Source organism: Chelatococcus sp. CO-6, assembly GCF_001271345.1.
GTDB lineage: Bacteria > Pseudomonadota > Alphaproteobacteria > Rhizobiales > Beijerinckiaceae > Chelatococcus_A > Chelatococcus_A caeni.
In genome coordinates this window covers 242,645-263,221 of sequence record NZ_CP012399.1, presented here as the reverse complement: position 1 = coordinate 263,221, position 20,577 = coordinate 242,645, and the positions used below count along the sequence as shown (strand labels likewise).

At 69.6% G+C, this 20,577-nt stretch carries 17 protein-coding genes; 1 reads left to right on the top strand and 16 read right to left on the bottom strand.

Annotation, left to right across the window (positions count from 1 at the left end):
• Positions 1–21: 21 nt before the first annotated feature.
• The 9 genes from AL346_RS21770 to gabT all read right to left on the bottom strand — a co-directional run bounded on the left by AL346_RS21770 (position 22) and on the right by gabT (position 11,477).
• Entirely contained in the window at positions 22–1,281 is a 1,260-nt protein-coding gene (locus tag AL346_RS21770) for a Zn-dependent hydrolase (protein WP_019403054.1), read from the bottom strand.
• Between the two features lie 15 nt (positions 1,282–1,296).
• Positions 1,297–2,010, bottom strand: coding sequence for a GntR family transcriptional regulator (locus tag AL346_RS21765; protein ID WP_019403053.1), 714 nt, complete (start codon positions 2,008–2,010; stop codon positions 1,297–1,299).
• Positions 2,011–2,015: 5 nt separating this feature from the next.
• Positions 2,016–3,059, bottom strand: coding sequence for a histone deacetylase family protein (locus AL346_RS21760; protein ID WP_019403052.1), 1,044 nt, complete (start codon positions 3,057–3,059; stop codon positions 2,016–2,018).
• 39 nt (positions 3,060–3,098) lie between these two features.
• A complete protein-coding gene (locus AL346_RS21755; RefSeq protein ID WP_019403051.1) occupies positions 3,099–4,727 on the bottom strand; it encodes an ABC transporter ATP-binding protein in 1,629 nt (542 codons plus the stop codon).
• Between the two features lie 10 nt (positions 4,728–4,737).
• The gene (locus AL346_RS21750; protein WP_019403050.1) at positions 4,738–5,574 is read right to left on the bottom strand and encodes an ABC transporter permease; all 837 of its coding nucleotides are present in this window, start codon (positions 5,572–5,574) and stop codon (positions 4,738–4,740) included.
• Between the two features lie 5 nt (positions 5,575–5,579).
• A complete protein-coding gene (locus tag AL346_RS21745; protein ID WP_019403049.1) occupies positions 5,580–6,557 on the bottom strand; it encodes an ABC transporter permease in 978 nt (325 codons plus the stop codon).
• A 141-nt stretch (positions 6,558–6,698) separates the two neighbouring features.
• A complete protein-coding gene (locus AL346_RS21740) occupies positions 6,699–8,276 on the bottom strand; it encodes an ABC transporter substrate-binding protein (protein WP_040404865.1) in 1,578 nt (525 codons plus the stop codon).
• A gap of 329 nt (positions 8,277–8,605) precedes the next feature.
• Positions 8,606–10,162: an acetolactate synthase large subunit gene (locus AL346_RS21735; RefSeq protein ID WP_019403047.1), complete on the bottom strand. Its 1,557-nt coding sequence runs from the start codon at positions 10,160–10,162 to the stop codon at positions 8,606–8,608.
• 31 nt (positions 10,163–10,193) lie between these two features.
• Entirely contained in the window at positions 10,194–11,477 is a 1,284-nt protein-coding gene (gabT, locus tag AL346_RS21730) for a 4-aminobutyrate--2-oxoglutarate transaminase (protein ID WP_019403046.1), read from the bottom strand.
• A 335-nt stretch (positions 11,478–11,812) separates the two neighbouring features.
• Here gabT and AL346_RS21725 point away from each other — a divergent pair, with 335 nt between their 5' ends.
• Positions 11,813–13,249 (top strand): aldehyde dehydrogenase family protein, encoded by a 1,437-nt coding sequence (locus AL346_RS21725; RefSeq protein ID WP_053194131.1) that lies wholly within the window; start codon positions 11,813–11,815, stop codon positions 13,247–13,249.
• A gap of 37 nt (positions 13,250–13,286) precedes the next feature.
• Here the strand turns inward: AL346_RS21725 and AL346_RS21720 are convergent, their stop codons facing one another.
• From AL346_RS21720 to AL346_RS21690, 7 genes are all read right to left on the bottom strand, one after another.
• Positions 13,287–13,865, bottom strand: coding sequence for a cupin domain-containing protein (locus AL346_RS21720; RefSeq protein WP_050996660.1), 579 nt, complete (start codon positions 13,863–13,865; stop codon positions 13,287–13,289).
• Between the two features lie 155 nt (positions 13,866–14,020).
• The gene (locus AL346_RS21715) at positions 14,021–14,761 is read right to left on the bottom strand and encodes an SDR family oxidoreductase (protein WP_019401067.1); all 741 of its coding nucleotides are present in this window, start codon (positions 14,759–14,761) and stop codon (positions 14,021–14,023) included.
• Between the two features lie 158 nt (positions 14,762–14,919).
• A complete protein-coding gene (locus AL346_RS21710; protein WP_040403703.1) occupies positions 14,920–15,969 on the bottom strand; it encodes a LacI family DNA-binding transcriptional regulator in 1,050 nt (349 codons plus the stop codon).
• Between the two features lie 30 nt (positions 15,970–15,999).
• On the bottom strand, positions 16,000–16,818 hold the full coding sequence (locus tag AL346_RS21705) for an ABC transporter permease (protein WP_019401069.1): 819 nt from the start codon (positions 16,816–16,818) through the stop codon (positions 16,000–16,002).
• Positions 16,818–17,672 (bottom strand): ABC transporter permease, encoded by an 855-nt coding sequence (locus tag AL346_RS21700; protein ID WP_019401070.1) that lies wholly within the window; start codon positions 17,670–17,672, stop codon positions 16,818–16,820. The genes AL346_RS21705 and AL346_RS21700 overlap by 1 nt, the downstream gene beginning before the upstream one ends.
• Complete coding sequence (locus AL346_RS21695; RefSeq protein ID WP_019401071.1) at positions 17,669–18,799, bottom strand: ABC transporter ATP-binding protein; 1,131 nt, start codon at positions 18,797–18,799, stop codon at positions 17,669–17,671. Before AL346_RS21695 ends, AL346_RS21700 begins: the two co-directional genes overlap by 4 nt.
• Positions 18,799–20,550 (bottom strand): IlvD/Edd family dehydratase, encoded by a 1,752-nt coding sequence (locus tag AL346_RS21690; protein WP_019401072.1) that lies wholly within the window; start codon positions 20,548–20,550, stop codon positions 18,799–18,801. The genes AL346_RS21695 and AL346_RS21690 overlap by 1 nt, the downstream gene beginning before the upstream one ends.
• Between the last annotated feature and the right edge of the window lie 27 nt (positions 20,551–20,577).

Here is a 20,577-nt window from a genome sequence, read left to right as displayed (position 1 = left end):
TCTTTCCGTGCGGCGGCCGCTTCAGCGGTCGGCCCGGGCCACGGCGGCATGCAGCAGCACGTTGACGCCGGGGGCCAGTTCCTCGCGGCTCGCGAATTCGTTGTTGTTGTGGGTGATGCCGCCGCGGCAGGGCGTGAAGATCATCGCCGTCGGGCAGACCCGCGCCAGGAAATAGGCATCATGCCCCGCCTGGCTCGGCAGGTCGCGATGGCTGTAGCCGAGGCTGCGCGCCGTCTCGCGCACGCCGGCGACCATGTCGGCATCGAAGATGCGGCCGCCCCATTGCCAGCGATCGAGGATCTCGGCGGTACAGCCGGCCCGCGCCGCCGCCTCGCCGACCGCGCGCGTGACGCGCTCGGCCATTACCGCGGCAGTCGCCGGATCGTCGTGGCGCACGTCGCAGACGCATTCCGCCCAGTCCGACAGGATGCCGGCCTTGTTGGGCCAGGCGGCGAGCCGCGCAGCCGTCGCCTTGCCGCCGCTCGCGGCATGGTCCCAGCCGATGTCGTCGACGGCGACGAGCAGTCGCGCGGCGGCGACGAGGGCATTGCGCCGCTTCTCCATGGGCCACGGCCCGGTATGGGCCGTCTCGCCGCGGAAGGCGACGAGGAAGCCGTGCGAGGCATAGGCGTGGGTGACGACGCCGACCTCGATCCTTTCGGCGTCGAGGATCGGCCCCTGCTCGATGTGCAGCTCGAAATAGGCGTCGAGCGGACGCCCGCCGACCGGCGCCTCGCCGAGATAGCCGATGCGCTTCAGCTCCTCGCCGAACGTCGGGCCGTCGTCGCCCGGCCGGCCATGCACGAAATCGAGGCTGTAGGCGCCGGCAAAGCAGCCCGAGGCCGTCATCGGCGGTGAGAAGCGCCCGCCCTCCTCGTTGGTCCAGTCGACGATCTCGATGGGCCGACGCGTGATGTGGCCGATGTCGTTGAGCCGGCGCACGACCTCGAGCGCGCCGAGCACGCCGACGATGCCGTCGAAGCGGCCGCCGTTGGCCTGGGTGTCGAGGTGGCTGCCCATCACGACCGGCGGCAGGTCGTTCTCGCGCCCCGCGCGGCGGGCGAAGATGTTGCCGACCTTGTCGACCGTCGCGGCAAGGCCGGCCTCCCGGCACCAGCCGACGAAGACGTCACGCATCTCCTTGTCGGCATCGCTCAGCGCCAGGCGCGACAGGCCGCCCTCGCGGCCGAGGCCGATCCCGGCCGAACGCTCGATGGTCGACCAGAAGCGCTCGGCATCGATGCGCGTATCACGCGGGAGGGACGAGGGGGTGCTGGCCATGGCGGAGCTCGCAAATCAGTCGTCGGAAGGGGAAGCAAGCACGTCGGTGCCGAGGATGACGTCCCCGCCGCAGGCGATGTCCTGCTGGATGGCGGCGCGCGCCCCGGCGGGGTCGGCCCGGCGCACGGCGTCGAGCACGGCATGATGGTGGTCGATCATGGTGCGTCCGCCGCGCTCGTAGGCGGCCGAGATGACCGGCCCCATCTTCAGCCACAGCCGGTGCAGGATGGCGCGCAGCTGGCCGAGGCCGGCGATCTCGGCAAGGGCGAAGTGGAACACCTGGTTGAGCGCGACCGCCTCGTCGAGGCGCCCCTCGGCGAAGGCGCGCTCGTTGTCGGTGAGGATGGCGGCGAGGCGCCCGATGTCGTCGAGCGTCGCCTTGCGCGCCGCATCCTCCGCCGCGAGGCCCTCGAGCTCGAGGCGGATGCGGCGGATCTCCAGATATTCGTCGCGCCCCAGCACGGGCACGCGGATGTCGCGCGGGCTGCGCTGGACGAGCGCCCCGTCCTGCACGAGACGCAGGATGGCGTCGCGCACGGGGGTGACGCTCGTGCCCATCTCCTCGGCGATGTCGCGGATCTTCAACCGGTCCCCGGGACGCAGCTCGCCCCGGACCAGCGCCTCGGCGATGCGCTGGTACACCGCCTCGCCAAGGCGCACGTGCTCGATCGCGTCGAAGGCCCGGGGCCTGACGCGCGCGCCGGCGCTATGGCGGACACGGACGGCCACGGGTCCTATCCCGCAAGCCCGGTCAGGAAGCGCTCGAGGCAATCGCCGATGACGGAGACCTGGTAGCCGCCCTCCTGCACGACGACGGTCGGCAGGCCGGCGGCGCCGATCAGCCGGCCGACGCCGGCAAAGCCGTCCGTCGTGACGGACAGGACGCTGAGCGGATCCTCCCGGTGGCTGTCGTAGCCGAGGGCGACGACGAGCGCCTCGGCGCCGAAGGCGGCGACCGCCTCGAGCCCGCGCGCCGCTGCGGCGTGGAACGCCTCGTCGCCGCTGCCGGCGGCGAGCGGCAGGTTGAGGTTGAAGCCCTCCCCCTCGCCCGAGCCGCGCTCGTCCGCATAGCCGATGTAGAAGGGATAGTAGATCTGCGGGTCGGCATGGACGGAGACCGTCAGCACGTCGGCCCGGCGATAGAAGATCTCCTGCGTGCCGTCGCCGTGGTGGGCATCGACATCGAGCACCGCCACCTTGGCGAAACGCGAACGCAGCCGCTGCGCGGCGATGGCCGAGTTGTTGAGATAGCAGAAGCCCGAGGCCCGATCCGTGCGGCAATGGTGGCCCGAGGGGCGGCACAGCGCATAGGCGAGGCGCTCGCCTGCGAGGACGGCATCGGCCGCGGCCGTCGCGGTATGGGTCGATGAGAGGGCCGAGCGCCACGTCTGCGGACCGAGCGGCACGGCGAGGTCACCGAGGTAGTAGCCGGCCTCGGCCACGACGTGGCTGGAGCGGCACGGCGGCCGGCCGTCACGGTCGGGGCTGCCGTTCCAGTAAGGCGAGACGTTGGGCAGCACCTCCGGCCCGGCGTTCGGCAGCTTGACCCAGCGCTCGTAGGCGGTGGCGAGGAAGTCGAGATAGTGCGGCTTGTGAATGGCGAGCGCCGGCGCGGTGCCGTAGTCCTCCGGCACCTGCGGCGCGATGCCGACCCGGGTCAGCGCCGCCATGAGCGCTTCCGTGCGGCTCGGCAGGTCGGTCGGATCGGCGATGCGGCCGACGCGCATGAACTGCTTGGGATCGTGGAGGTGCTGGTCCGGGTGGAAGAATGCGCGCATGGCGCTCGGCTCCTTGGCTGCGCGGGGCGCCCGCCCTCGTCAGGCGACGGCGGCGCGAGGGTTCCAGTGGCGGCCCGGGATGGCCGCGATGAGCTTCTGCGTGTAGGCGTGGCGCGGCGCATTGAAGACCTCGGCCGGCGGGCCGGCTTCGACGATGGCGCCGCGATACATCACCGCGATCTTGTCGCAGACCTCGGCCGCGACCCTGAGGTCGTGCGTGATGAAGATGACGGCGATGTCGAGCTTCTTCTGCAGGTCATGCATGAGGTCGAGCACCTGCGCCTGCACGGAGACGTCGAGCGCCGACACGCTCTCGTCCGCCACCAGCAGCTCGGGATCGAGCGCAAGCGCACGGGCGATGCCGACGCGCTGGCGCTGGCCGCCCGAGAACTCGTGCGGGTAGCGGTCATAGGCCGAAGGGTCGAGCCCGACGAGGGCGAGCAGGTCGCGCGCCTTCTTCTGCGCCTCGTCCATCGGCACGCCGTTGGCGACCGGCCCGTCCGTGAGGATGCGGCCGATGGTGTGGCGCGGATTGAGCGAGGCGAAGGGATCCTGGAACACCATCTGCAGGTGCCGGCGCATGGGCCGGAAGGCCGCCTGCGACAGCGGCACGAGGTCCTTGCCGCGGTAGCGGATCTCGCCCCCGTCCACGTCGGTGAGCTTGAGGATGCAGCGCCCGAGCGTCGACTTGCCGGAACCGGATTCGCCGACGACGCCGAGCGTCTCGCCGCGCCGCAGGGTAAAGCTGACATCGTCCACCGCCTTGACGATGCGCCGGCGCGTGAAGAGGCCCCCGCCGCTGCGGTAGGTCTTCTGAAGGTTGCGCACCTCGAGGAGCGGCTCGCCGGCGGCCTCGGCGCGCGTGGCGCTCGCGTCGGGATGCGGCACGGCCGCGATCAGGCGGCGCGTATAGGGATGCCGCGGCCGGTTGAGCACGTCGTCCGCCGTGCCCTGCTCGACGATGAGCCCCTTCTCCATCACCACCACCTTGTCGGCGATGTCGGCGACGACGCCGAAATCGTGGGTGATGAAGAGCACGCCCATGCCCTTGGCGCGCTGGATACGACGAATGAGGTCGAGGATCTGCGCCTGGGTCGTCACGTCGAGCGCCGTCGTCGGCTCGTCGGCGACGAGCATCGCCGGCTCGAGCGCTAGCGCCATGGCGATCATGACGCGCTGGCGCTGCCCGCCCGAGAGGCGGAAGGGATAGGAATGGCGCAGGCTCGCCGGGTCCGGCAGGCCGACGTAGTCCAGCAGTTCGAGCACGCGCTCATCCCGGCTCCTGGCATCGCCCTCGCCGTGCACCAGCATGACCTCGGCGATCTGCTCGCCCACCGTCATCAGCGGATTGAGCGCCGACAGCGGCTCCTGGAAGATCATGGAGACGCTGCGGCCGCGCTCGCGCGCAAGCTCCGCCTCACTCATGGCGAGGAGATCGCGCCCCTTGAGGAGGATGCGGCCCGCCGAAGGCTTCAGGTAGGACGGCAGCAGCCCCATGATGGCATTGGCCGTCATCGACTTGCCGGAACCGGATTCACCGACGACGCAGAGGATCTCGCCGGCTTCGAGCGTGTAGGAAAGGTTCTCAACGGCATATTTGCGGTCGAACCCGGCGGGCAGCTCGATCGACAGGCCGTCGACCTTGAGGAGGGGTGTGATCGGCTTCATCGTCTCGTCCTCACCCCTTGCGGCCGCGCAGGTGCGGGTTCATGGCGTCGTTCAGCCCCTCACCGATCAGGTTGATGGCGAGCACCGTGACGAGGATGGCGACACCGGGAAAGACGCTGAGCCACCAGGCCTCGCGCAGCATCGTGCGCGCCGCGCCGATCATGAAGCCCCAGCTCATCATGTTGCGGTCGCCGAGCCCGAGGAAGGACAGGGAGCTCTCCGTCAGGATGGCGGTCGCGACCATCAGCGAGGCGGTGACGATGATGGGCGAGATGGCGTTGGGCAGGATCTGCGTCGCCATGATGCGCGGGCCCGTCTGGCCGACGACCACCGCCGCCTGCACGAACTCGCGCGAGCGCAGGCTCAGGAACTCGCCGCGCACCAGCCGCGCCACCGGCGGCCAGGAGACGACGGCGATGGCGAGCGTGATGGAGGTGATGTTGGGGCTGAAGATGGCCACCAGCACCACCGCCATGGCGAAGGCCGGGATGGTCTGGAAGAACTCGGTGAAGCGCATCAGCATGTCGTCCACCCGCCCGCCGTAGAAGCCGGCGAGCGCGCCGAGTGCCACCCCGATGACGACCGCGACCGCCGTCGAGATGATGCCGATGAGGAGCGAGACGCGCGCGCCATAGGCGATGCCGGCGGCGATGTCACGGCCGAGCAGATCGGTGCCGAGCGGATAGGCGGGATCCTCGAAGGGGCCGAGCAGCGGCTCGCCCACCCCTTGCCAGGGGCTGACGGGATAGAGGACGGGCGCGGCGAAGGCGACCAGGACCACGACCACGAGGATCGCGAGGCCGATCAGCGCGCCGATGTTCTGCGCATAGCGGCGAAGGAAGCTCATGGCCGTTACCCTGCAGTTTCGATGCGCGGATCGACGAAGCGATAGAGCAGATCCGCCACGAGATTCACGAGGACGACGACGGCCGCCGTGACGAGGAAGACGCCGAGCAGGACCGGATAGTCCCGCTGCATCAGCGCGTCGAACATCAGCCGGCCGATGCCCGGCCAGGCGAAGACGGTCTCGGTCAGCACCGCCCCGCCGACGAGCTGGCCGGCCTGCACGCTGGCGAAGGTGAAGACCGGCAGGATGGCGTTGCGCAGCACGTGGCGGCGGATGATGCGTCCCTTGGGCACGCCCTTGGCGCGGGCCGTCTTGACGAAATCGAGGTTCATCACCTCGAGCATGGAGGCGCGGGTGAGGCGCGTGTAGACGGCCGTGAAGAAGAGGCCGAGCGTCACGGTGGGCAGCACCAGATGGTGGGCGATGTCCATGACCCGCGCCCAGCCGGTATAGCCGGCGCCGATGCTCTCCATGTCGAAGGGCGGCAGCCAGTCGAGATGGATGGAGAAGACGAGGACAGCCATCAGCGCCACCCAGAAGAGTGGCGTGGCATAGAAGACGAGCGCGCCCGTCATGATCAGGCTGTCGCCGAGGCTGCCGCGCTTGTACGCGGCGAGCACGCCGAGCACGATGCCGAGGACGAGCGAGAAGACGAAGGCGCTGCCGGTCAAGAGCAGCGTCGCCGGCAGGCGCTCCATGATGAGATCGGCGACCGGCACCTGGTTGCGGTAGGAATAGCCGAGATCGCCGGACAGGATGTTCTGGAGATAGCTCAGGAGCTGCACGTAGAGCGGCTGGTCGAGGCCGAACTGGGCCCTGAGCTGGGCGATGAACTGCTCGTCGCCGGCACCCGCCTCGCCCGCCAGCACGGCGGCGGGGTCGCCCGGCGCGAGCTGGATGAGCAGGAAGTTGAGGATCACCACTCCAAGGACGACGAAGGCCGCCTTGGCGAGGCGCTGGATGAGGAACTCGAGCGTCTTCACGCTTTACTCCGGAGTTTGGCTTAGCCCCACGCCGCCGGCCAGCGGCAGGGGCCGGGCACGGATGCCCTCGCCCACCCGCCCGGCGCCACGCGGCGGCGCCGGGCTTGATGGATCGACCCGCGCGTCAGATCGACCGGCGCGTTACTTGGCGATCCAGACGTCGTCCATCGACTCGTTGACGCCGATGCCGGTGCGCACGAGGTTCTTCACCTTGTCGCGCATGATGGTGACGTTGCGCTGCTCGAACAGCCAGCCGAGCGCCACGTCGTCCGTGATCATCTTCTGCACCTCGGCATAGGCGGCCTTGGCCTCCGCCTCGTCCACCGCGCTCGCGGCCTTGAGGAACAGCTCGTCCACGGCCGGGTTCTGGTAGCCCTCGTTGTTGGCGAAGGGCGTGCCCTTGATGATGTTGGTCGACAGGTAGTGGCGGGCGACGCCGAGCGCCGGGTCACCGTACTGGTAGGTGAAGTTGAAGGTGATGTCGAAGTCCCACTCGGACAGCGCCTGCGACCATCCGCCGGCATCGACCGCGCGGATGTCCACCTTGAAACCGAGCTGCTCGAGCTGCTGCTTCACATATTCGGCCATGCGGTCCCACTGCGTGCCGTAGGGGATCGGCATGAGGCGGATGGTGTGTTCCTGCGGCTTCACGCCGGACTGGGCGATGAGCTCCTTCGCCTTGGCGAGATCGAAGGGATAGGTCGACACGTCGTCGGAGAAGAAGCGCGTCGTCGAGGCGAAGGGGCTGACCGCCGGCTTGCCCAGGCCGAACCAGACGTTGCGGACGACGAAGTCGCGGTCGACGGCGTGCATGATGGCCTTGCGCACGAGCTTGTTGTCGAACGGGGCCTTGCGCATGTTCCACTGCATGAAGACGAGCGGGGAATACATCTCCCAGCCGTCCGTCGTCGTCGTGACGCCGTCGAGCTTCGACAGGCGGCGCACCTCGAAGCCTTCCACGTCGCCGCCGCGCAGCACGTCGACGGCGCCCTTCTCGAAGGCCACCGCGCGCGAGGCTGCGTCCGGGACGATGCGGAAGTAGAGCTCGTCGAGGTGGGGCATGCCCGGCTTCCAGTAGTCCTCGTTCTTCACGAGGTGGATGTAGGAGCCGCGCTTCCACTCCTTGAACTTGAAGGGACCGGTGCCGATAGGCGTCTGGTTGGCCGGGTTGGTGCGATAGTCCGTGCCGTCATAGACGTGCTTCGGCACCACCGGGAAGGAGCTGAGCTCGAAGGCGTAGAGGAAGGCCGAGAACGGCCGCTTGAGCTTGAACACCACCGTGTCGGCCGACGGCGACGTGATGCTCTCGACATAGGTGTTGGCGATGTAGCGCCAGCGCGGATGCGCCTCGCGCAGGAACTTGTCGGCGGTGAAGACGACGTCCTCGGCCGTGAACGGCTTGCCGTCGTGCCACTTCACCCCCTCCTGGATGGCGAAGGTGTAGGTGAGCCCGTCCTCGGACACCTCCCAAGCCTTGGCGAGCGACGGCAGGACCTCGAGGTCCTTCCCGTAGCTCAGAAGGCCCTGGTAGATCTGGCCGCCGACATAGAGCGTCGGCCCCTGGGTGTTGAGCCCGACCATGAGCATCGGCGGCTCGGGCTGGGCGATCATGTTGAGCGTGCCGCCTGGCGTCGGCTTCTCCTGCGCACCCGCCGCCGCGGCGAGCGTGAGACCGGCAAGGCCGACGAGCCCCGCGATCAACCGGCTAGACTTCTTCATCCACTCCCCCTTGCTGCTTGCCCTGCCTCACGGCCATGGCCTTGCCAGGGCATCGCAAGGCCTGTGCCAATCCGGTGCGAGACGAAGAAGGGAATGAAGGCACGGCAAGGCGGATGCGCCACCTTGCACGCCCGGCCCTCGCGGCCGGTTTCCCCGCTTGCGATCGTCTCCTCCTGACGGGCGGCGGTGGCCTTGTGGCCATTCTCGCCGGCGCTCCCGTCAGCATTGCGCCCACCCCTGCCCAGCGATGGGGCAAGCGCCCAATTAAGATGCATCATACAGCATCTGCGTCAATTATATTCGACACCCGCGAACGGCCTGTCCCCGGTTCAGACAACCGCTTCAATGAGGAAGGGGCCGCGCTGGCGCAGCGCGCCGTCGAAGAGGCGGACAAAATCCTCGACGGTTTCCGCGCGCCCGGCCTCCACGCCCATGCCGCGCGCCATCGACACCCAGTCGAGCGCCGGATCGTCGAGCGTCAGCATGCGCTCGGCATTGCGGCCGAAGTGGTTGACGCCGACGTTGCGCATCTCGCCCTCGAGGATGGCGTAGCTGCGGTTGGCGAAGACGACGGTGACGATGTCGAGCCGCTCGCGCGCCTGGGTCCACAGCCCCTGCACCGTGAACATGCCGCTGCCGTCGGCCTGCAGCGCCACCACCTTGCGGTCCGGGCACGCCACCGCGGCTCCCGCCGCGAGCGGAATGCCGATGCCGATCGAGCCGCCCGTGATGCGCAGGTAGTCGTGCGGGGCGGAATCCTGCGAAAGCCCGAAGAAGCGGGCACCCGCCGTGATGCTCTCGTCGCAGACGATGGCGCCCTCCGGCAGCATGCGCGCCACGGCAAGCGCCACCGCATCGTCTGTGAGCGTGCCACCCGGCAGCGCCATCTCGTCGGTGAAGCCCCGGCTCACCCGCACGGGCGCCTCGGCCGCGACGCCGATCTCGTCGGCGAGCCAGGCGAGCGCCTCGGCGAGGTCGTCGCCCGGACGCGCGAGGTCCACGATCTCGCAATCCTCGCGCACGAGAAGGCCCGGCTTGCCGGGATAGGCGAAGAAGGCGACCGGGACCTTGGCGCCGACGACGATCATGGCGTCGATATCGGCGAGAGCGGCGAGCGCCGCGTCGACCGGATAGGGCACGTTGTCGATGGCGACACGGCCCGCCCCGCGTTCCACGCGGCTGTTGGAGGTCTGCATCAGGAGGCGCGCGCCCGTCGCGGCGGCGATCCTGTCGGCCGTGGCGAGTGCATCGGCCCGCAGCGCGCGGCCGGTCAGGAGCAGCGCGACGCGCCGGCCCGAGCGCAGCGTCTCGGCGGCCTGACGCACGGCCTCCGGCGTGACGGAGCGGAAGGGCGGCAACGACGCCCGGCGCGGCGGAGCCCCGGCCGGCAGCTCACCCCAGGCGGCATCGGCCGGCAGCACGAGCGTCGCGACACCCGGCAGGCGCATGGCTGCCTCGTAGGCCTCCAGCGTCTTCGCCTCCACCTCCTCGGCACGGCCGATCCGCCCGTACCACTGCGACATGGGACGGGCGAGGCTGTCGATGTCGCTCGCCAGCGGCGCGTCGTGCTTGAGGAAGTAGGTGGCGTGGTCGCCCACGACGTTGATCATCGGCGTGCGGGCGCGCCGGGCGTTGTGCAGGTTGGCGAGGCCGTTGGCGAGCCCCGGCCCGAGGTGGAGGAGCGTGGCCGCCGGCTTGTCCGCCATGCGCGCATAGCCGTCGGCCGCGCCGGTCACCACGCCCTCGAACAGGCCGAGGACGCAGCGCATCTGCGGCCGGCGGTCGAGCGCCGCCACGAAGTGCATCTCGGACGTGCCCGGGTTGGCGAAACACACGTCGATGTCATTGGCGAGCAGCGTCTCGCACAGCCGGTCGGCGCCGTTCATGTCATCCTCTTGAAAAGGGGTTGTCCCACGCTCAGGCGCTGACGGCCTCGGCCAGCGCCTCTTCGAGGATATCGAGTCCCTCGCTCACCTGCTCCTGCGGAATGGTCAGGGGCGCCAGAAGGCGGATGATATTGCCATCCGGCCCGCAGGTGAGGAGGATGAGGCCCTTTTCCTGCGCCTTCGCTACGAGCCGGCCGGCCAGTGCCGCATCGGGCTCGCGCGTCGTGCGGTCCTTGACCAGCTCGAAGGCCACCATGGCGCCGAGGCCGCGCACGTCGCCGATGGCGTTGAAGCTGTTGCGCCGGGCCATCGCGGTGAGGCGCTCGCGCATCATGGCGCCGATCGTCTCGGCGCGCTCGCACAGCTTCTCCTCCTCGATCACGTCGAGCACCGCATGGGCGGCGGCGATGCCGATGGGGCTGCCGCCATAGGTGCCGCCGAGCCCGCCGGGATGGGCCGCGTCCATCACCTCGGCCCGGCCGGTGACCGCCGCGAGCGGGAAGCCGCCGCCGAGCCCCTTGGCCATGGTGACGAGGTCCGGCACCACGCCCGCATGGTCGACCGCGAACATGCGCCCGGTGCGGGCGATGCCGGTCTGGATCTCGTCGGCGACGAGCAGGATGCCGTGCTCGTCGCAGAGCGCGCGCAGCGCCGCGAGGAAATCGGCCGGCGCCGGATAGAAGCCGCCCTCCCCCTGCACGGGCTCGACGACGATGGCGGCGACCCGGGCCGGATCGACGTCGCTCTGGAAGAGCTGGTTGAGCCCCCTGAGCGCCTCGGCGGTGCCGACGCCGTGATAGGTCTTCGGATAGGGCACGTGATAGACGTCGGCCGGGAAGGGCCCGAAGCCCTTCTTGTAGGGCGCGACCTTGCCGGTGAGCGCCATGCCGAGCAGCGTGCGGCCGTGGAACGCGCCGCCGAAGGCGATCACCGCCGGGCGCCCGGTGTGGGCGCGGGCGATCTTGACGGCATTCTCCACGGCCTCGGCGCCGGTGGTGACGAACATCGTCTTCTTCGGGTGGTCGCCCGGCGTGAGGGCGTTGAGGCGCTCGGCGAGGCTGATGTAGCTCTCGTAGGGCGCGACGTGGAAGCAGGTATGCGTGAAGCTCTCCGCCTGCTCCTTCACCGCGGCGATGATGCGCGGATGGCGGTGGCCGGTGTTGAGCACGGCGATACCGGCGGCAAAGTCGATGTAGCGCTTGCCCTCGACATCCCAGAGCTCGGCGTTCTCGGCCCGCGCGGCGAAGATCTGCTTGGTGGCGATGCCCTGCGGCACGGCCTCTTTCTGGCGCTTGCTCAATGTCTGCGTGGTCATGGCCCCTCGTCCCTGCCGCGACTGCCGATTGTCGTTATGCTCAAAATATTGAGCACGATGCGGAAGGCAAGCCCTCTCGATGGGTAGCAGCCGCGTCGATCACAGAACCTTTGAACGCGCGAAACGGGACGTCCGGCGTCGCGAGTTCACTGCCCAACCTGTACAACGATCCCGTTTGCCGGCGTTTGCACTCATTTTCCCCTCGGCAGATACGTCGCCGCCGGCCGGACTGATCCCCGCTTGCGGCGGGCCAGCAACCATCCTACCACTGTCGTGCATAGAATTTTGAGCGTCCGGCGGCGCTCGGCCGCCGCGCAAATCAAGAGGGCGAAGCCATGAAGGACCATCTCCAGTTCTACATCGACGGTGCTTGGGTGCCGGCCGCGGGCGGGCGCACGCTCGAGGTCGTCAATCCGGCGACGGAAGAAGCCTATGCCCGCATCGCGCTCGGCGAGACGGCCGACGTGGACAAGGCCGTGGCCGCGGCCAAGCGCGCCTTCGGCCGCTTCGCCCGCGCGAGCCGCAAGGAGCGCGTCGAGCTGCTCGAATCGGTGATCGCCGTCTACAAGAAGCGCTACGACGACATCGCCGAGGCCATCAGCGACGAGATGGGCGCACCGATGAGCTTCGCCCGGCAGGCGCAGGCCGCCGCCGGCCTCGGCCATCTCTCGGAGGTGCTGCGTGTCCTGCGCGACTACGAATTCGACGAGGTCGTCAACGAGACGGTGGTGACGCGCGAGCCGGTGGGCGTGTGCGGCTTCATCACGCCGTGGAACTGGCCGCTCAACCAGATCGCCTGCAAGGTCGGGCCCGCGCTCGCCGCCGGCTGCACCATGGTGATCAAGCCGAGCGAGGTCGCCCCGATCTCCGGCATCGTCTTCACCGAGGTGATGAACGAGGCCGGCGTGCCGGCCGGCATCTACAACATGGTCAACGGCGACGGGCCGACGGTGGGCCAGGCGCTCGCCACCCATCCGGACATCGACATGGTCTCCTTCACCGGCTCGACCCGGGCCGGCATCGCCGTGGCGCGGGCGGCGGCCGACACGGTCAAGCGCGTGGCGCAGGAGCTCGGCGGCAAGTCGCCCAACATCATCCTGCCCGATGCGGACATCGTGCGCGCCGTCACCCATGGCACGCGCCAGTGCTTCTCCAACAGCGGCCAGTCGTGCAACGCCCCGACGCGCATGCTGGTGCCCGCGGACCGGCAGGAGGAGGCGATCGCCGTCGCGCGCGAGGTGGCCGCGGCGACCGTGGTGGGCGATCCCCGCGCCGAGGGCACGACCATCGGCCCCGTCGTCAGCAAGGTGCAGTTCGACAAGATCCAGCGCCTCATCGAACAGGGCATCGCCGAGGGCGCGCGGCTCGTCGCCGGCGGCCCCGGCCGGCCGGAACATCTCAACCGCGGCTACTACATCCGCCCGACCGTCTTCGCCGACGTGCGCAACGACATGACCATCGCGCGCGAGGAGATCTTCGGGCCGGTGCTCTCCATTCTCCCCTACCGGGACGAGGAGGAGGCAATCGCCATCGCCAACGACACGGTCTACGGCCTGTCGAGCTACGTCACCTCCGGCGACCTCGACCACGCCCGCGCTGTGGCGCGGCGCATCCGCGCCGGCATGGTGCACATCAACGGCTCGCCCGGCGACCTCGCCGCCCCCTTCGGCGGCTACAAGCAATCCGGCAACGGCCGCGAGTGGGGCCGCTACGGCCTCGAGGACTTCCTCGAGGTCAAGTCGATGTTCGGCTACAATTCGAAGAGCGCGTGACGAAAGAGGGGCGGCTCGAGGGCCGCCCCTTCCGTTTTTAGAGATAGGGCGGCGAGCAGGCGCTGACGACCGTGCAGCGCCCCTTGCCGACATTGCGGAAGCGGTGCGGGATGCGGCTGTCGAAGAGATAGGCGTCGCCGGCCTTGAGCACGCAGACCTCGTCGCCCACCGTCACCTCCAGCTCGCCCGTCAGCACCACGCCGCCCTCGTGCGAATCGTGGGCGAGCATGGTGAGCCCCGTGTCCGCGCCCGGCTCGTAGCTCTCGTGCAGGATCTGCAGATTGTGGGCATGGGCGTCGCCCACCTGGCGCAAGGTGAGCTTGCCCCGGGCGCGCGTGCCGTTGACCTGGTGCAGGCGCGAGGTGAGGTCGACGAGCTCGTCGGCGGCGAAGAACACCTTGTTCCTGACCGGCCGGTCCTCCTCGAAGAACTGGGCCATGGTCATCGGAATGCCTTCGAGGATCTTGCGCAGCGAGGCGACGGACGGGCTGTTCTTGTTCTGCTCGATGAGCGAGATGAGCCCGTGCGTCACGCCGGCGCGGGACGCCAGCTCGCGCTGCGACAGGCCGGCGGCTTGCCTGATCTGTCTGAGGCGGGCGCCCACGTCGAATGTCATCTCGTCCCTCCGGCGCATCGGCGCCCCTGCCGCAAGCGCGGATTTGGCTGCGGCGCGGGGCATCCGTCAATTGTTCGAAGGGAGCAAATGCCCGAACCGTTAGCGTTCGTCCAGCCGGGCGGTCGGCGTCCCACTCCCGACCGGCCGCACGACGATCACATCGTCCAGCCGCCGTCGATGACGTGGGCCTGGCCGGTGGTGTAGGCGGACTCGTCGCTGGCGAGATAGACGACGAGGGCGGCGATCTCTTCCGGCTTGCCGATGCGGCCGATGGGCTGGCGGGCGATGAAGGCGGCCTTGGCGGCCTCGTAGTCGCCCTGGGCCCTCAGCCGCTCGTCGAGCGAGGGGGACTGCACCGTCCCCGGGCAGATGGCGTTGCAGCGGATGCCGCGCCCGACATAATCGGTGGCGACCGACTTGGTGAGGCCGATCACGGCCGCCTTCGAGGCGCTGTAGGCGAAGCGGTTGGGCACCGCCTTCACGCTCGAGGCGACCGAGGCCATGTTGATGATGGAGCCGCCGCCCTTCTCGAGCATGCCCGGCAGATAGGCGCGGATGGTGCGATAGGCCGCCGTGACGTTGAGCTGCAGCGCAAAGGCGAGATCATCCGGCGGGCAATCGAGGATCGCGCCGGCATGGACGACCCCGGCGCAGTTGAAGAGGATGTCGACGGCGCCCGTGCGCTCGCGCGCGGCGGCGACGTCATCGTCGCTCAGCACATCGAGGCGGAAGGGCTCGATGCGGGCATCCGCTTCCTTGAGCGCCGCGAAGGCCGCCTCGTTGATATCCGTCGCGAACACCCTGGCGCCGGCCTTGGCCAGGGCCACGGCCGAGGCGAAGCCGATGCCCTGCCCCGCCGCCGTCACCAGCGCCGACTTGCCGCTCAAATCGAACATCCCGGAACACTCCCCATCTGTCGCGGCCGGGCCGCGAACCCTTCCCTTGCGGCGCATGCCGTCTGCATCCCGGTACTTAACCGCCTCGGGATGGCCGGTACAGAGCACCGGACCCGTCACTCTCGCATATTGCGGGCCTGCGATGACGGCTCCCCGATCTAGCGGGCCGACGAAAGATTCGGCGCGAAGGTCACGGGCAAAGTGATCTGGCGCGCGGCGAAGCGACCCTCGGCCAGGCGCGTCAGGATCGCCTCGCCCGCCTGCCGGCCGATGGCGAAGGCCGGCGAGAACACCGTCGTCAAGGTGGGCGTCGCATAGCGCCAGATTTCGAAGCCGTTGAAGCCGGTGACGCGGACCTCCTCCGGCACGCGGCGGCCGCGGGACGTCAGGAGGTTCATCGCCGCGATCGCCATCTGGTCGTTGCCGCCGATGACGACGTCCGGCACGCCCCGCTCGGCCAGATAGGCCGCAAACGCGTGCTGCGTGTCGGCGTATCCCTCGTCCCCGCAGCGCACCAGCTCGAGCGCCGGCGGGTCGGCCTGTCGTGCGAGCACGGCCCTGACCCCCGCCTCGCGCCGCTCCATGGCGGACCAGACTGCGCCCGGCACGAGCATGGCGATCCGCCGCGCCCCTCCTTCGAGCACGTGGCGGGCGACCTCGGCGCCCCCGCCGAAATCGTCCTGCACCAGGGCACAAACGTCCGACAGGCCGGGCCCTCCGCCCTCGAAGTCCGCGAGATCCTCCTGCAGCAGCACGAGCGGCTGGCCGAGCGCGGCAAGATCGGCGAGCAGCCTCTGCCGCTCGGCGCGCGTGCCGGCGAGAAAGATGCACAAGGCGTCGGTTTCGATCCGCTGCATCATCGGCAGCGCCGCGATCTTCTCCGGCACGGCCCCGTGCAGCACGATGCTGTAGCCGCTGGCGGCGAGGCTCTCGTTGAGGCCGGCGAGCAGCGCGGCGATGAACGGGTCGGCGAGGTAGTGCGGCGAGGGATCGACGATGACGACCCCGACCGCCATGCGCCGGTCGGTCCGCAGGCGCCGCGCGCTCGCGTGCGGGCGATAGCCGAGCGACCGGCACATCTCCATGACGCGCGCGAAAGTCTCGCGGCTCACCTCGTTGGTGCGCCCGTTGATAACGTTGGACACCGTCATGGGGGTGACGCCGGCGGCGGCGGCGACGTCGCGGATCGTTACGGCCTTGCGCTTCATGCGGCCATCAGCCAGCATTTTCGACACGGATCAAGCCTTCGTCGCGGGCGCGCGCGGCGCCCGCCGGCGCAGCACGGCGGCAAGCCCGAGAAGACCGACCGACAGGAAGGTCAGGACGGTCGAGACCGCGGCAACGACCGGCGAGACATCGTAGTCCAGCTCCTCGAAGATCTTCCGTGGCAGCGTCTTGTCGCGCACGCTCGACAGGAAGAAGGACACCACCGCCTCGTCGAAGGAGACGACGAAGGCGAAGACCGCTCCGGCGATGACGCCGGGCAGGATCAGCGGCAGCGTCGCATGCACGAAGGCGCGGCTGCGGCTCGCGCCGAGGCTCATGGCCGCGAGCTCGAGGTCGGGATCCGCGGCGGCAAGGGCGGCCGAGACCGTGATGACGACATAGGGCGTCGCGAGCACCGTGTGGGCGAGCACGAAGGCGACGAGCGAGCCGGACATGCCGAGGCGCGAGAAGAAGAGATACATCGCCACGGCCACGACGATGTTCGGCGCGACGATCGGCGCGAGCACCGCAACCGACAGCGCCCTGGCGCCGTGAAGCCGCCCGCGCGTCAGGGCGAGCGCGGCCGCCGTGCCGAGCGCGGTCGACAACAGCGTGACGAGGACGGCGATCTGCAGCGAGAACAGGGCGGCGCGCATCCAGCCCGGATCGCCGATGAGCGTGCCGTACCATTCGAGCGAGAAACCCCGCGGCGGAAAGTGCAGGTACTTGTCCGGCCCCACCGAGATGGGCACGACGATGAGCGTCGGGATGAGCAGGAAGAGGACGCCGAGAATGCCTGCGAGCCGCGCGGCCGCGATGGCCGGATGCGGCAGCCTGGTGGTCACGTTCATCACATCTCCACCCGTCCGAAGCGCAGGAACCTGCTGAAGAGGCCGATGAGCAGCATCACCATCACCAGCAGCACCGCCGACAGGGCGGCCCCGAGCGGCCAGTTGAGGTTCTCGGTGATCTCGCCGCTGATGAGCGTCGCCAGCATGAGGCTGCGCGGGCCGCCGATGAGCGCCGGCGTCACGAAGGCACCGAGCGTGACGATGAAGACCATGAGGAAGCCGGCGACGACGCCGGGCCGCGAGAGCGGCCAGATCACCTCGCGGAACACCGCCGTGCGGCTCGCTCCGAGGCTCAGCGCCGCGCGCGGCAGCTCATCGGGGATCGCCCGCAGCGACTGGTAGATCGGCATGATCATGAACGGCAGCATCACGTGCCCCTGGGCGATGACGACGGCCGCCTCGTTGTAGAGGAAGGAGAGCGGCCCGGAGGTGATGCCGAGACCCTGCAGCGCCTCGTTGACGACGCCGTTGCGCTGCAGCAGCACGGTCCAGGCGAAGCTGCGCACGAGGACGCTCGTCCACAGCGGGATGAGCACGCAGGCGCCGACGATCGCAGCCCCCATGGGCGGCAGGGAGCGCATCAGCGCCGCCACCGGATAGCCGACGACGAGCGCGAAGCAGGCGACGAGAAAGCTGACGCGGAACGTACGCAGGAAGACGCCGAGCGTGAACTCGCTCGTCAGCACTTGCTCATAATGGCGCAGCGTAAAGTCGGGATCGAAGAGGCTCGCCGACAGGAGCTGCAGGATCGGCCAGCAGAAGACCGCGATGAGTACGAGGACGAAGGGCGCGACCAGCATCAGGCTCGCCGGCCCCGACAGCCGGCGCCTGTCGCCGGCGGCAAGCGCGCTCATGCGCCCTCCCCCGTGCGGGCGAAGCAGCGCGCCTGGCCCGCCTCCGGCACGAGGACGACCTCGGCGCCCGGCGCAAGACCCGCGAGCTCGCGGGCCGGCCGTCGCGCGACGAGACGCTGGCCGCCCGCCGCCTCGAAGGTCAGAGCGACGGTGGCGCCGGCGAAGCTGTGTCCGACGAGCCGCGCGGCGAGACCGTTAACGCCGCTACCAGCCGGCATCACCGCGACATGCTCCGGCCGCAACATGACCTCGGCGGCGCTGCCCTCGGCCAGGCGGCGCTCTGCCGGCAGGGGCACCGCGATTTCGCCGCCCCCGTCGAGCGCGACGGTGCCATCCTGGCCGGATCGTCGGTGCACGATGCCCGGCAGGATGTTGGTCTCGCCGACGAAACGGGCGACGAAGGACGTCGCCGGGTTGCCGTAGATTTCCTCGGGCGTGCCGACCTGCTCGAGACGGCCGTGGCTCATGACGGCGATGCGGTCCGACATGGTGAGCGCCTCTTCCTGGTCGTGCGTCACGAAGATGACCGTGAGCCCGAGGCGCCGCTGCAGGTCCTTGATCTCGGCCTGCATCTCCTCGCGCAGCTTCTTGTCGAGCGCCGACAACGGCTCGTCCATCAGGAGGAGCGGCGGACGGAACGAGATGGCGCGAGCGAGCGCCACGCGCTGCTGCTGGCCCCCGGAGAGCTGCGCCGGCAGCCGGTCGCCGAAGCCCGACAGGCGCACGGTGGCGAGCGCCTCCTCGACGACGGCTTCGGCCTGACGGCGCGCCATGCCCCGCATCTTGAGCGGAAAGCGCACGTTGTCGCGTACGCTCATGTGGGGAAAGAGCGCATAACGCTGGAAGATGACGCCGATCTCGCGCCGGTTCGGCGGCAGGGCCGTCACCTCCCGGCCGCCGATGTGCAGGGAGCCGGCCGAGGGGATCTCGAAGCCGGCGAGGCACATCAGCACCGTCGTCTTGCCGGAGCCGGACGGCCCGAGCACCGACAGGAACTCGCCCGAGGCCACCGCGAGCGAGATGTCCTCGACGGCGGTCACCGGCCCGTAGCGCTTGACGAGGCTGCGGATCGAGACATCCGCACCCATGCCGGCCGTGTCGATCGTGCGGGTCGCGACGTCAGCCATCAGTGCGACTCCCGCGGCACGTAATCCCCGCTGCCGCCGACGAGGAAATCGAAATCGACGCCCTGGTCCGCCTGCAGGACGTGCTCGACATAGAGCTTCTCGTAGCCGCGGCTGTAGGGCGACACGAAGGGGCGCAGGGCCGCCCGGCGCCGGGCGAGCTCTTCCTCCGCCACGTCGAGATGAAGGCACCGGCCGGCCACGTCGAGCTCGATGATGTCGCCGTCGGCGACGAGCGCGAGCGGCCCCCCGGCCGCCGCCTCGGGCGCGACGTGCAGCACGACCGTGCCGAAGGCGGTGCCGCTCATGCGGGCATCGGAAATGCGCACCATGTCCGTGATGCCCTGCCGCAGGAGCCTGGCGGGGATCGGCAGGTTGCCGATCTCGGCCATTCCGGGATAGCCCTTTGGCCCGCAGTTGCGCAGGACGAGGACGCTGTCGGCATCGACCGGAAGATCCGGGTCGTCGATGCGCTTCTTGAGATCATCGGCCGAGTCGAAGACGACGGCCCGGCCGCGGTGGCTCATCAGCTGCGGGCTTGCCGCGGACGGCTTGATGACCGCCCCGCCGGGCGCGAGGTTGCCGCGCAGGACGGCGATGCCGCCGTTCTCCTTGAAGGGCCGGGCGAGCGAATGGATGACCTCCGGATCCTCGATCTCCGCTCCCGCGACGCTTTCGCCCAGCGTGCAGCCGGCGACCGTCGGCGCGCCGGCATTGAGGCGCGGGCGGAGCTCCCTGAGGACCGCGGAGACGCCGCCTGCGCGATGGAAATCCTCCATCAGGAAGGCGCCGGAAGGCATGAGGTTGACGAGGCAGGGCACGTCGGCGCCGATCCGGTCCCAGTCGTCGAGCGTGAAGGGCACGCCGAGCCTTCCGGCGAGGGCGATGAGATGGACGACGGCATTGGTCGAGCCGCCGAGCGCCGCATTGAGGACGACGGCATTCTCGAAGGCCTCGCGCGTCAGGACCTTCGACAGGCGCTGGTGCTCGTGCACCATGGCAACGGCGCGGCTGCCGGCGTCGAAGGCGAGAACCTGGCGGCGGGCATCCACCGCCGGAATGGCGCCGTTGCCGGGCAGCGCCACGCCGAGCGCCTCGCACAGGCTCGCGAGTGTCGAGGCCGTGCCCATGGTCATGCAGGATCCGGCGCTGCGCGACATCGCGGCCTCGGCGGCCATGAACTCCTCGACGCTCATCTCGCCGGCCCGCACCGCCTCCTTGAAGCGGATGACGTCCGTGCCGGAGCCGATGCGCCGCCCCTTCCAGTGGCCCGAGAGCATGGGCCCGCCGGAGACGACGATGGTCGGCAGGTCGACGCTCGCCGCGCCCATCAGGGAGGCCGGCGTGGTCTTGTCGCAACCGACCAGGAGCACGACGCCGTCGATGGGATTGGCCCGGATGGAGGCCTCCACGTCCATGCTCGCGAGATTGCGGAACAGCATGGTCGTCGGGCGCATGTTGGATTCGCCGAGCGACATCACGGGGAACTCAACCGGAAAGCCGCCGGCCTCATAGACGCCGCGCTTCACGTGCTCGGCGAGCATCCGCAGATGGGCGTTGCACGGCGTCAGTTCCGACCAGGTGTTGCAGATACCGATGACCGGCCGCCCGTCGAACATGCGCGCCGGAAAACCCTGGTTCTTCATCCAGCTGCGATAGATGAAGCCATATGAATCCTGCCGGCCGAACCACTGCCGGCTACGCAGGCCTGTTTCCAGGGCATCCTTCTCGCCCGGCTTCTCGTCGTCCTTCATGATCCCCTCCGGTCACGCCGGCCCACG